The following is a 12,729-nucleotide window of genomic DNA, read 5'->3' on the forward strand; positions in this document are numbered from 1 at the left end:
CAGGTCTGGGATAGGTTTTATCCGCGGACAGGAGGTGACGGCAGTGGCGGATTCGACTCTGCGGGTCCGGCAGGCCGCTGCTTTGCACCGGCAGGCGGTGGCGACGGCGGATGCGGCCGCTGTCGCTCTGGAGGCGTTCGCGCCGGCCGCTGCCGACCCTCGCGAGCAGCATCGTCTCGCCGACCGGTTGCGGGCTGCGGCGGCCCGGCTGGTCCCGGGCTGGCTTGGCGCGACCCTCGACGCGTTGTCGCCGGTCGCGCCGCTCGGCGGCGCGGTGCCGCCACGGTTCGTCCGGGTGGGGCTGGCGCAGCCGCTGGACGACGTGCGGTTCCCGGCGGTGGTGCCGCTGCTCGGCACGGGCCATCTGACGGTCGACGCGACGGCCACCGATCCGCGGGTGTTCGGCCTGCTGCGGTCGCTGCTGCTGCGTCTGCTGGCGGCTTCCCCGCCGGGCTCGCTGCTGGTCCGGGCGGTGGACGGAGTGGGTGGCGGCGCGGTGTTCGCGCCGTTCGAGGAGCTGGCGGACGCCGGGCTGATGTCACCGCCCGCGACCGACCGGCAGGGTCTGCGGGATGTGCTGTCGGAGGCGGAGAAATGGCTGCGCCCGGCGCGGGCCGGGACGAGCGCGGGCCGGCGGGCCCAGCGTGACCGCAGCCTGCTCGTGGTGATCGCCAGCCTGCCGGAGATGACCGAGGGCGAGGAGCTGCGGCGGATCGCCGCGCTGGCCCAGCAGGGCCCGGATTCGGGCCTGCATCTGATCGTGGCGGGCTGGCCGCCGCCCCCGCTGACCGCGGAGACCACCCAGGCGCCGCTGCCGCGTACGACCGCCCTGTCGGTGCGCAACCCGTATGCGATCGTCGGCGACCCGCCCGGTGGCACGTTCGGGGCGGCGCCGGAGACGATGTGGCTCAACGCGCCGGTCTTCCTCGACGAGGATCCGCCGCCGCGCCTGATCGACGCGGTCTGCCGGGAGCTGGCCGCCGATTCCGCCGAGGCGTCCCGGGTCACCCTGGCCGATCTGCTGCCCGAGCCGGCCGACGAGCTGTGGTCGCAGGACGCGTCCGCCGGTGTGGAGACGGTGGTCGGTCACCACGGTGACGTGCCGTTGGTGCTGCGCTTCAACGACCTGACCCCGCACTGGATGCTGGGCGGCCGGTCGGGCGGCGGCAAGACCGCCTTCCTGATCAACGTGCTGTACGGGCTGGGCGCCCGCTACGGCCCCGATCAGCTGGCGCTGTACCTGCTGGATTTCAAGGAGGGCGTGTCGTTCGCCGAGTTCGTCCCGACCCAGCGGGACCGGACGTGGCTGCCACACGCGCGGGCCGTCGGTGTCGAGTCCGACCGGGAGTACGGCCTGGCCGTCCTGCGGGAGCTGGACGCCGAGATGGGCCGGCGCTCGCTGGCGTACAAGCGGGCCGGCGTGTCGCGTTTCGCCGATCTGCGGGCGATCGCGGCCGAGGAGGGCCGGGACAGTCCGCTGCCCCGGATCCTGTGCGTGATCGACGAATTCCAGGTGCTGCTGGCCGGCAACGATCCGACGGCTGCCGAGGCGGTGGCGCTGCTGGAGTCGCTGGCGCGCAAGGGCCGGTCGTACGGTATCCATCTGGTCCTGGCCAGTCAGACCGTGCTCGGGGTCGAGGCGCTGTACGCGAAACGGGATTCGATCTTCGGCCAGTTCCCGGTGCGGATCGCGCTGCCCGGCGGCGGTGACGTGCTGGAGCCGACCAACGACTCGGCGGCCGGTCTGCCGATCGGCAGCGCGGTGGTGAACACGGCGGGTGGCCTGGGCGGGCCGCGCGGGGCGACCCGCGGGCACGAGCGGGTGGTCCGGTTCCCCGATCCGCACGCCGACCAGAGGCTGCTCAGCGACCTGCGGCACCGGTTGTGGGGCGTCCGCGACCCGGAGGCGCAGCCGCCGCTGGTCTTCGCCGGTTACGCGGAGCAGCATCTGGCCGACGACCCGACGTACCGGGCGGCGCTGGCGGGCCGGGTGGCCCGGCCGGCTGCGCTGGTCGGCCGGGTGATCGACGTGGCGCTGTCGACGGCGGCGTTCGCGCTGGATTCGTCGCCCGGCCGGCATCTGGCGATCCTGGGTTCGCACACGGTCGGCGCCGAGGTGCTGGACGCGGCGGCCCGCAGTCTCGCGGCCTGCCACGCGCCGCGGACGGCCCGGTTCGTGATCGCGTCGCTGGTCGCCGAGGGTGACGCGGCAGCGGCGGCGCTGGCCGCCGAGATCGGGCACCGGCAGGACGTGGAACTGGTCGACGCCGCCGGGCTGGCCGCCGCGCTGGATCCGGAGCACCCCGGCTATCGGGTGGTGTTCGGGATGGACGCGGCCCCGGCGGGCACGCTGAGCCTGCTGCGGCAGCTGCTGCGCGACGGGCCGGGCCGTGGGGCGCACCTGCTGTCCTGGTGGCGTGGTGTGCGCCGGTTCAGCGAGGAGATCGGCGGGAGCATGGGCCGGGAGGACGTGGCCGGCCTGATGTTCCTGAACGTGCCGCAGTCGGACGTGTCGCTGATGCTGGGCCGGCCGGTGGACTGGCAGCCCCGGGCGAACCGGGCGCTGCTGCACGACCGGCACGCCGACCGCACCGTGACGGTCGTGCCCTTTGTCGATCCAGCGGAGCGTGACGAGCCGTGACCGAGCAGGCCGAACACCATGGTGTCATCCCGGCGCAGGGCGGACCGCCCGCGCCGGGGCCGTGGGACGACTATCTGGCCGCCGCCCAGCAGCTGGACGTGGTGCGCCGGGCGGCGAGCACGATGGCGGGCGAGCATGCGGCGACGGTGGCGGCGGCCCGGCAGGAGCTTTCCTCGGTACGGGCACGGCTGTCCCCGCAACGGGCGAGGCTGACCCGCGACTTCCGGGTCCCGGAGAGTGAGCTGCTGCCGCAGCCGGCCGATCAGGCCGTCGCGATGGAACGGGTGGCCGGTGGGCCGCCCGCGGTGCTGGCCGCGCTGCGGGAGGCCAGGGCCACCGCCGACGCTGCGGATGCCGCCTTCATCGGTCCCGGCCCGGGCGGACCGAACCGGCCGGTGACCCGCAACCTGGTGGTGTACGGGCCGTTCGCGATCGCCGTGCTGCTGGTGCAGGTGCTGCTGTTCCTGGTCGCCGAGCCGGGTTCCACGTCGAACCTGATGCTGCTCTGTGGGCTCAGCATGCCGCTGCTGGCGTTCGGGCTGGGGTGGGCGACGATCGGGTTCGTCTACGGCGACGACGGCGGCGCGAAGGTGGACCGCACTCCCGTCGCCGGCCTCATCGTCTGCCTGACACCGGTCCTTCTCACCTGCGCGTGGACCGGCCTGGAGAAACTTCTGAGCTAGGAGGGCTCGATGGCGAACGTCGAAGAGGTCAAGGTCGGTGTGGCGGCCACGGTGGACGGCGCGCAGCGCACCATCGCCGGGATCCAGGCCGCCGCGAACGAGCTCGATCAGGCGCTGGCGCGGATGCGGGTGACGGCGGTGGGGTCGTTCCATCCGGCGGCGGCGGCCGCTATCGCGCATCTGGAGCAGGCACGGACCCGGTTGGACGAGGCGGTGCAGCTGACGCACGCGGCTGTCGACTCGGCCAACCAGTTCCGCAGCATGATCTGAAAGATCCGGCTAGCGGGCGTTTATCAACGCCATCGCCTCGGCGCGGACCTTGCCGTCGGTCTGGAACGCGCCGCGGACGGCGGACGTGACGGTGCGGGCGCCGGCCTTGCGGATGCCGCGCATCTCCATGCAGAGGTGCTCGCACTCCAGGACGACTATCGCCCCGCGGGCCCCGAGCTGCGTCATCAGCAGGTCGGCGATCTGCGAGGTGAGCCGCTCCTGGACCTGCGGGCGGCGGGCGAAGACCTCGACGAGACGGGCCAGTTTCGACAGGCCGGTGATGCGCCCGTCGGTGCCGGGGATGTAGCCGATGTGCGCCACGCCCTTGAACGGCAGGAGGTGGTGCTCGCACATGCTCTGCACCTCGATGTCGCGGACCAGGACGAGTTCCTCGTGGTCCGCCTCGAAGCTGGTGGTGAGCACGGTGGCCGGGTCGACACGGAGGCCGGCGAACAGCTCCGCGTAGGCCCGGGCGACCCGGGACGGGGTGCGGATCAGGCCGTCGCGGTCCGGGTCCTCGCCGACGGCGATGAGGATCTCCCGGACCGCTTTCTCGATCCGCCCGAGGTCGACGGCCTGCTCGACCGGGGTACCGGTGAGCTTGCCGTCGACCAGCCGGGCGGCGAGGTAGTCGAGTTCGTCTGACTTGCTGATCAGTTGCTGCCTTCCGCACCGTTCGCGTTCGGGTTGTGCCCGACTGCGATCTGCCCGTCCGCCTCGGCCTGCGCCTTGAGCTTGTCACGCTCGGCGGGGGTGAGGACCGGCGGCGCCTCGGAGGGGAGACGCTTGCCGAAACCGTTGAACGGCGACATCGGGGGACGCTTGGCCACCCGGGCGCAGATCCGGTTCATGTCCTCCTGAGTGATGGTCTCCTTCTCCATCAACTCAAGCACCATGTTGTCGAGCACGTCGCGGTATTCGACGAGGATCTCCCACGCTTCGTCGTGGGCGAGCTCGATCAGCGCACGGACCTCGGCGTCGATGTCGGCGGCGACCGCGTCCGAGTACGCCTTCTCGTGGCCCATGCTGCGGCCCATGAACGGCTCGTCGCCGGTGGTGCCGTACTTCACGGCGCCCAGCTTGGAGCTCATGCCGTACTGGGTGACCATCGCCTTGGCCAGGCCGGTCGCCTTCTCGATGTCGTTGCCGGCGCCGGTGGTGGGCTCGTGGAAGACGAGCTCCTCGGCGGCCCGGCCACCCAGCGCGTACGCCAGGGTGTCGATCATCTCGGCGCGGGTCTGGGTGTACTTGTCCTCGGTCGGCAGCACCAGCGTGTGACCCAGCGAGCGGCCACGCGGCAGGATCGTCACCTTGTGCACCGGGGCGGAGTGCGGCAGGGCGTAGGCGACCAGCGCGTGTCCACCCTCGTGGTACGCGGTGATCTTCTTTTCCTTGTCGCTCATCGCCCGGGTCTTGCGCTCGGGGCCGGCGATGACCCGGTCGATCGCCTCTTCGAGGAACTCGTTGGAGATCGCGCGCTTCTCGTTACGCGCGGTCAGCAGCGCAGCCTCGTTGATCACGTTGGCCAGGTCGGCGCCGGAGAAACCGGGCGTGCGGCGGGCCACCGAGTCGAGATCGACGTCGGGCGTGAACGGCTTGCCCTTGGCGTGCACCCGCAGGATCGCCTTGCGGCCCTCCATGTCCGGGTTGTCCACCGGGATCTGCCGGTCGAAACGGCCCGGGCGCAGCAGCGCCGGGTCGAGGATGTCGGGCCGGTTGGTGGCCGCGATCAGGATCACGCCACCCTTGGTGTCGAAGCCGTCCATCTCGACGAGCAGCTGGTTGAGCGTCTGCTCGCGCTCGTCGTGGCCACCGCCCATGCCGGCGCCACGGTGCCGGCCGACCGCGTCGATCTCGTCGACGAAGACGATCGCCGGAGCGTTCGACTTGGCCTGCTCGAAGAGGTCGCGGACCCGGCTCGCGCCGACACCGACGAACATCTCGACGAAGTCCGAACCCGAGATCGAGTAGAACGGGACCCCGGCCTCGCCGGCGACGGCGCGGGCCAGCAGCGTCTTGCCGGTGCCCGGGGAGCCGAAGAGCAGGACGCCCTTCGGGATCTTGGCGCCGAGCGCCTGGTACTTCGTGGGGTTCTGCAGGAAGTCCTTGATCTCCTGGAGCTCCTCGACGGCCTCGTCCGAGCCCGCCACGTCGGCGAACGTCGTCTTCGGCGTGTCCTTGGTGATCATCTTCGCCTTGGACTTGCCGAAGTTGAGCACCCGCGAACCGCCGCCCTGCATCTGCGACATGAACAGCAGCAGCAGGACCACGAGGATCGCGATCGGGAGCAGGTTGATCAGGATGCTGAGGAGGATGTTGTCACCGGAGACGGTGGCATCGACCGTGCCGGAGATCCGGGACGGGGTCGCCTTCTTGGCATCGAGGACCTGGGTCCAGATCTCATCGGTGAGCTCGTACGGGTACTGGGTCTCGATCTTGTCGGTCGCCTTGTTGTCGCCGAACTGCTCAGCGCGTTCAAGATCGATCTGGAGCGTCTGCTCCTTGTCCTTCTGGACGACCTTCTTGATACCGGGCTGATTCAGACGGTCAAGCGCGACCGAAGTGTCTACCCTCTGGTAGCTCGGACCACTGGTGAAGACAGAGCTCAGCGCGACTACGCCGATGATCACCAGAATGATCCAGACCACCGGGCGGCGGAAGAAACGCGTACGTTCCATACTGTTGTCGGGCGCCAAGCGCCCGGACCCTCCTGATCGGCGTCCTGGTCACCTCAACGTCAACCGCCCACCGGCGGCTGCCGGGAACCGCGTTACCCCCCTTTTCGGGAGATGAACCGGATCCCAGCCCCTCCAGCGCTCGTGACACCACGCCATCGGTCACTCGACCGTACACCGTAGGTGCCGCTTACGAACCCGTGAGCCCGCAGGGCGAACTACGCGTACGGGCCGTGAAATCTCGGCGGTTCAGGTGCAAAAACGCACATAATGAACCAATACTGAGAACACGCTGAGAAAGCGGTTCAGCTACGGGCGTAGACCTCGGGCTTGAGAACGCCGACGTACGGCACTTCCCTGTACCGCTCGGCGAAGTCCAGACCGTAACCGACCACGAACTCGTTCGGGATGTCGAAGCCCACGTAACGCACCGGAACCTGCACCTTGACCGCGTCCGGCTTGCGGAACAGCGCCACCACCTCGACGCTCGCCGGCCCCCGCGACTCCAGGTATTTCATCAGCCAGGAGAGGGTCAGTCCGGAGTCCACGATGTCCTCGACGACGAGCACGTGCCGGCCGGCGATGTCCCGGTCCAGGTCCTTCAGGATCCGCACCACGCCCGAGGAGGTCGTCCCCTGCCCGTACGACGAGACGGCCATGAACTCCATCTCGGTCGAGGGACCGTGCCGGCCCAGCGAGCGGGCGAAATCGGCCATGAACATGACCGCGCCCTTCAGCACACAGACCAGGAGGATGCCGTCCTCGGCGTCGGCGTGGTCCGCGGACACCTGCTTGGCAAGTTCGTCGATCTTGTCCCGGATCTGTTGCTCCGAGATGATCACGTGGTCGATGTCGGCGTCGTACCAAGAGCCATCAGCCATGCCTCTAAGCCTGCCGCATGGAAGTTACCGTTCGGCGAACGGGGCCGGATTCCGAACCGGATAGCTCAACTGATAAAGGCCGGATCCACTCGTACGAGGTCGTCCGAACGGCGGGCGACCATGATCCCGCCGGGCAGATGGGCCGGTCCCTGACCCCGCCAGGCGGACACCAGGGCCTCCAGCGCGGTCACGTGACCGAACGCCAGCGCGCCGCCCGGAGCGCCCAGCTCACGCGCCCAGCGGTGCAGCACCCGGCTGCGGATCGCCGGCAGCAGAACGGTCAGCGCCGGCACCGACAGGCCGGCCGGCGACCGGGCCGACTCCAGGGCGGCGGCGGACAGCTCGTCCAGGGCCGCGTTGTCGGCGGCCACCAGCGCGGCCGTCCGGGACAGGTTGGCCAGGACACCGGGGCCCAGCGCGTCCACCAGCACCGGCAGGACGGAGGCACGGACGCGGGACCGGGCGTACGCCGGATCGGTGTTGTGCGGGTCCTCCCAAGGGGCCAGACCCAGCGCGGCACAGGCCTTGCGGGTGTCGGCCCGGGCCACGTCCAGCAGCGGCCGGCGGAACACCCCGCGCCGCGCCGGCATCCCGGACACCCCGCGCGGGCCACCGCCGCGAGCCAGCGCCAGCAGCACCGTCTCGGCCTGGTCGTCCCGGGTGTGGCCGAGCAGAACCGCGGCCGCCCCGAGATCCGAGGCGGCCGAGGCCAGCGCCGCGTAACGGGCGGTGCGGGCGGCCGCCTCCGGGCCACCGGGCAACCCGGCGACCGACACGGTGGCGATCCGGACCGGATCGAACCCGGCATCCCGGGCCCACGCGGCCACCGACCGGGCGCGCCGGTCGGAACCCTCCTGCAGACCGTGGTCGACGGTGACCAACCCCACCCGGCGTCCGGCGAACCGGGCCGCCGAGGCCAGTGCCAGCGAGTCAGCCCCGCCCGAACACGCCACCAGCACCAGGGCGTCGTCGGGAAGGTCGGCCAGACCCCGGCGCACCGCCATGCGCACTGCCGCCACCGGCGGCGGGATCCTGGCCATGGCTAGTGGTGCACCCGCGCCACCCAGGCGTCCGGGTCACCCAGCTCGTCGAGCCGCGGCAGGGTCAGCGGGGACTCGAAGATCTTGTTGAAGCCGTCCATGCCGACCCGCTCGTGCACGCCGTGGACGAACTTGCGGCCCTCCGCGTACTGCCGCATCTTGACCTCGATGCCCAGCACCCGGCGCACCGCCTTCTCCAGCGGGTTGCCGCCCTCGCGGCGCCGGTTGAACTTGGCCCGGATCGACTCGACCGACGGGATCACCTCGGGGCCGACCCCATCCATCACGAACTCGGCGTGCCCCTCGAGCAGGGTCATCAGGGCAGTCAGCCGGTCCAGCACGGCACGCTGGGCGGGCGTCTGCACGATGTCCAGCACCGAGACGCGGCTCTCCTCGTCACGCAGCGCGTCGGACAGCGTCGCCACCCCGCGGCGCAGCCGCTCCAGGATGTGCTCGCTGCCCTGCGAGGCGTCGACGAACGCCTGCACCTCGCCGAGGAAGTAGCCGCGCATCCACGGGACGGCGGTGAACTGGGTGCGGTGGGTCACCTCGTGCAGGCAGACCCAGAGCCGGAAGTCACGCGGGTCCGCCTCGATCTTGCGCTCGACCTCGACGATGTTCGGCGCGTTCAGCAGCAGCTGACCGGGCTCGCTGGAGAACACCTCGTATTGCCCGAGGACGCGGCCGGAGAGATAGGCCAGCACCGTGCCGGCCTGCACCCCGGTCACCCGGGAGCCGATCGCGTCGGCCCACGGAGCCGGCTCCTTGTCCCCGGACAGCCGGGACACCAGCGGGCCGATCACCCGCTGGAGGCCGGCGATGTTCACCTTCGCCCAGTCGCGGCGGTCGACGACCCGGACCGGTGGCACCTCCACCTGTGAGCTCAAGCCGGTGTAGGCGGCCACGTGCCCGGCCGCCTCGTCGGTCAGCGCCCGCAGCTCGGAGACCACCTGAGTGGCCTCCTCATAGGTCACCGCGGGGCCGGATTTCGACAGCGCGCCCGCGGTCGCGGCGGCCAGATCCCAGTCAACGAACTGCGCCATGCAGCCCACCGTACCCGCGCCGCTCCAGCCCACACTCAGGTGAAATCCCGGAGTACCCGATCAGCAGCCGCAGGCCACCAACCGCGCGGCGATCCGGTCCAGGGCCTGCCGGGCGGTGATCGAGTCCGCCCCGCCCTTCGCCATGATCGCGAAGGCGAGCACCTGCCGCTCCTTGGTGACCAGCACCCCGGCCAGCGTGTTCACCCCGCTCAGCGAGCCGGTCTTGGCTCGTACGATGCCCTGCGCGCTCTCGTTGGCGCGCGGCGTCGCGAACCGCGTCTCCAGGGTGCCCGACCAGCCCGCCACCGGAAGCCCGTTGAAGATGTTGCTGAGCGCCGGCTGCTGCCCGCCCGCCGCCAGCTGCAACGTCTCCACCAGCAGGTCCGGGGTGATGCCGTTGCGGTTGGAGAGCCCGCTGCCGTCGTTGAGCCGGGCCTGCGCGCCCGCCAGGCCCAGTTCGGTCAGCTTGGCGTTCATCGCCGCTGCGGCGCCGGTGAAACTGGCCTTCCCGCCGGCCGCCAGCGCGACCTGCCGCGCCAGCACCTCGGCCAGCACGTTGTCGCTCTGCTGCAACATCCAGTCGACGACCTGCACCAGCGGCGGCGACTGCACCTTGCCCAGCTCGGCGCCCGGCGTCCAGGCCGTGCCGGCGGGCGCCGACGGGTTCGCGGCGCCACCGGCGGCCGGAGCCGTCCCCTTCTTCACCGCCGTCCCGGGCACGCCGATCATCCCGGCGAACAGCTTCCCGGCCGACAGCGCCGGATCCGTGTACCGAGGATCCCCGCCGAACTCGTTGTGCACCGGCTCGATCCGCCCCGCATTGGTCATCAGCGACTGGATCCGGGCCACCTGCCCACCCGGGGAGATGTCCCAGTCGCTCCAGCCGCTCGCCGTCTCCGGGCCCTCGAAGAGCGAGGTGTCGACCAGGACGCGGGTCGGCTTGGCGCCGCCGAGCGCCTTCTTCACCTGCGCCGCCAGGTCGTCCAGGTGGGCCGCGCCCGGGAAGAGGTCCTTGTCGCCCTTCTTCACCGCCAGCGACGCGTCACCACCACCGATGATCACCACCTCGCCCGGATTCGCGCCGGCCACCACCCGTGTCTCCAGCCGGTACGCCGGCCCACGGGCGGCCAGCACGGTCGCCGCGGTCAGCACCTTCGTCGTCGAGGCCGGGGTGTTCATCTTGTCGGCGTTGCGCTCGTAGAGAACCGTGTCACTGGCCACGTCGACCACCTGGATGTTCACGGCGGAACCCAGCGCGGTTGCACCCACCAGCGGGTCCAGGGCCTTCTTGACGGTCGCCGGGTCGGGTGCGGAACCGTCCGCCGTCGCGGCCGCGAGCACCGGCGTCGGCGTCGGCTCGGGCGTGGCCGCGGTGGGCGCCGTCGTCGCGGCGGGCTTCCCGTTCAGCGCGTCCAGCCAGCCGTCGACCGGCCCCGGACGGACCACGAGACCCACCACCGCGGCGGTCGCGAGCAAGATCAAAACCGCGATTGCGGAGACCAGTTTGGTACGGGACTTCCGGCGCGTACCCCCCTCGCCCGGCGGTTCGGCAGTCCCGGGCTGGGCCACCGGAGCCGCCGCACGCGCGGCGCCCACCGGCACGGACGCCCGGCCGGCGTTCTCGTCCCGGTTCGTCTTGGCAGCTCCGGGGCCGGTCAGCTGTCCGGCCCGGGCCATGCCGAGCGGTCCCAGCGCGGGAGCCGCCTTGCCGATGACGGCGGTGCGGTCCGGATCAGCGGATTCTTGCGGGGTACGGCCGGGAGCCGCCCCGGAAGCAGCGGCACCGCCCGGAGCCTGGCCTCGATCGGCGGGGCGGCCCACGGCCGAGCCGGCCACCGGGACCGCAGCCGACCCAGAACTGCCGGTGGTTCCCTTGACCGTCCCCGAACCACCGGCCCGTTCCGTGACCGCCCCGAGGTTGGCGGTCCGGTCCGGGTCCGTGGACGCGGGCCATTCCGGGTTCGTCCCCTGAGTCGCCGCGCGTTCGAGGCTCGACCCGGGGTTCGTTGTCCGTTCCGTGCCCGTCCCCTGATTCGCTGCACGGTCGGCGCCGGGTCCCTGGTTCGCCGCACGTTCAGGGCCGGTCCCTTGGATCGCCGCGCGTTCAGCACCGATCCCCTGGTTCGCTGCACGTTCGGGGCTGACCCCTTGGCTCGTAGCGCGCCGGGGGTTGATATCCGGATTTGCCGCTTCTTTCGGAACTGCGCTGAGATGGGCGGTGCGATCGGGGTCAGCGCCGGAATTCAACGCGGGTTCGGGGCCTGACCCGAGGTTCGCTGTGCGGTCGGGGTCTGCTTTGACGTCGGCGGGACGGCCGCGGTCGGTTCCCGGGCTGCCCGGGTGTTGGGGAGCGGTACCGAGGTTGGCGGTCCGGTCCGGATCCCCGGCTCGGCCCGGATCACCGGTGCGGCCGTCGCTGGACGGCCGACCGGGGTCGGAGGACGCGACCGGCTCGGCGTCCGGATCGGACGGGCCCGCGGGCTGGCCGGCACGCGCGGCGGCCGGGCCGGGTTGCGTTCCCGGCCAGTTCCCGATCGGGTCCGGGCCGCTCGGCGGGTAGTGGCCGGTACGCCCGTCACCTCCCGCACCCGAGCCGCCCCCGGAAGGACCGGCGACACCCGGTCGGCTCTGACCTGAAATGACCGTATTTGCAAACTGTGCTGCTTCCACCTGTACGGCAGCACGACCGGACGACGGAGATTCACCGGAAGCGACCTGCGGCTCCGAGCCCGGAATGCTGACCCGCCCCACACCGGCTCCCTGCCCCGGCAGAGACGGCCTCGCTGCGCCGGGTTGCTGCTCAGCATGCCCGGGGCCGCCGTACGTTCCGGCCCGCCCCGGCACAGACGCATGCCCTTGACCAGCGCCACGCGTCCCGGCCTGCCCCGGAACCGAGGCCTGCCCGCGTCCAGCGTCATGTGCCCCGGGCTGCCCCGGAACCGAGGCCTGCCCATGTCCAGCGCCGTGCGCTCCAGGCTGCCCCGGAACAGACGCATGCCCGCTGGCCTGCTGAGGAACAGCGGCACGACCACCGGCCTGCTCAGCCGCAGAGCCCTGCCCGCCCGGCTGTCCAACCCCAGAAGCCTGGCCGCTCGCCTGAGGGCCCACTGCACCCTGACCAGCCGACTGCCCGGGCACGGCAGCCTGTGCCGTCGGGGGGCCGGCTACAGAGACGCGGCCGCCCGGCTGCCCGGAAACAGGAACCTCCGGCTGGCCGGGGACTGAAGCCTTACCGGCCGACGGCCCGGAGACCGGAGCCTGGCCGCTCGGCTGCCCGGAGACCCGATCCCGGGCATCCGGCTGACCCGAGACAGAGGCCTGACCGGCCGACGGCCCGGAGGCCGAAGTCTGGGCGCTCGGCTGCCCAGGGACCGATGCCTGACCGGCCGACGGCCCGGAAACCGAAGTCGGGGCGCTCGATCGTTCTGTGCTGGGAGCCGAGCCACCCGGTTGACCAGGGGCGGAAGGTTGTTCTCCGGCCGGAGCAGGCGGGCGC

The 12,729-nt window shown here is 71.6% G+C and carries 9 protein-coding genes; 3 read left to right on the forward strand and 6 right to left on the reverse strand.

What is annotated here, in order from left to right; all coding sequences use genetic code 11:
- Positions 1-34 precede the first annotated feature (34 nt).
- Genes ACZ3II_RS04025 through ACZ3II_RS04035 form a run of 3 tightly spaced genes read left to right on the forward strand, consistent with a single transcriptional unit; the run spans position 35 to position 3,594 of the window.
- Complete coding sequence (locus ACZ3II_RS04025; RefSeq protein WP_465516112.1) at positions 35-2,641, forward strand: FtsK/SpoIIIE domain-containing protein; 2,607 nt, start codon at positions 35-37, stop codon at positions 2,639-2,641.
- A complete protein-coding gene (locus tag ACZ3II_RS04030) occupies positions 2,638-3,324 on the forward strand; it encodes a hypothetical protein (protein ID WP_465516113.1) in 687 nt (228 codons plus the stop codon). Before ACZ3II_RS04025 ends, ACZ3II_RS04030 begins: the two co-directional genes overlap by 4 nt.
- A gap of 9 nt (positions 3,325-3,333) precedes the next feature.
- Positions 3,334-3,594, forward strand: a complete 261-nt coding sequence (locus ACZ3II_RS04035; RefSeq protein WP_465516114.1) for a hypothetical protein — start codon at positions 3,334-3,336, stop codon at positions 3,592-3,594.
- 9 nt (positions 3,595-3,603) lie between these two features.
- Here the strand turns inward: ACZ3II_RS04035 and folE are convergent, their stop codons facing one another.
- The 6 genes from folE to dacB all read right to left on the reverse strand — a co-directional run bounded on the left by folE (position 3,604) and on the right by dacB (position 10,709).
- Positions 3,604-4,251, reverse strand: a complete 648-nt coding sequence (gene folE, locus ACZ3II_RS04040) for a GTP cyclohydrolase I FolE (RefSeq protein WP_465516605.1) — start codon at positions 4,249-4,251, stop codon at positions 3,604-3,606.
- Positions 4,248-6,272: an ATP-dependent zinc metalloprotease FtsH gene (ftsH, locus tag ACZ3II_RS04045; protein WP_465516115.1), complete on the reverse strand. Its 2,025-nt coding sequence runs from the start codon at positions 6,270-6,272 to the stop codon at positions 4,248-4,250. The genes folE and ftsH overlap by 4 nt, the downstream gene beginning before the upstream one ends.
- 302 nt (positions 6,273-6,574) lie before the next feature.
- Positions 6,575-7,150 (reverse strand): hypoxanthine phosphoribosyltransferase, encoded by a 576-nt coding sequence (gene hpt / locus ACZ3II_RS04050; protein WP_043533076.1) that lies wholly within the window; start codon positions 7,148-7,150, stop codon positions 6,575-6,577.
- A 65-nt stretch (positions 7,151-7,215) separates the two neighbouring features.
- Positions 7,216-8,190 carry a tRNA lysidine(34) synthetase TilS gene (gene tilS / locus ACZ3II_RS04055; protein WP_465516116.1) on the reverse strand — a complete coding sequence of 325 codons (975 nt, stop codon included), beginning with the start codon at positions 8,188-8,190 and terminating at the stop codon, positions 7,216-7,218.
- 2 nt (positions 8,191-8,192) lie between these two features.
- Positions 8,193-9,233 carry a zinc-dependent metalloprotease gene (locus ACZ3II_RS04060; protein ID WP_465516117.1) on the reverse strand — a complete coding sequence of 347 codons (1,041 nt, stop codon included), beginning with the start codon at positions 9,231-9,233 and terminating at the stop codon, positions 8,193-8,195.
- 60 nt (positions 9,234-9,293) lie between these two features.
- Complete coding sequence (gene dacB, locus ACZ3II_RS04065) at positions 9,294-10,709, reverse strand: D-alanyl-D-alanine carboxypeptidase/D-alanyl-D-alanine endopeptidase (RefSeq protein WP_465516118.1); 1,416 nt, start codon at positions 10,707-10,709, stop codon at positions 9,294-9,296.
- Between the last annotated feature and the right edge of the window lie 2,020 nt (positions 10,710-12,729).

This window comes from Actinoplanes sp. NPDC019969 (assembly GCF_055562375.1).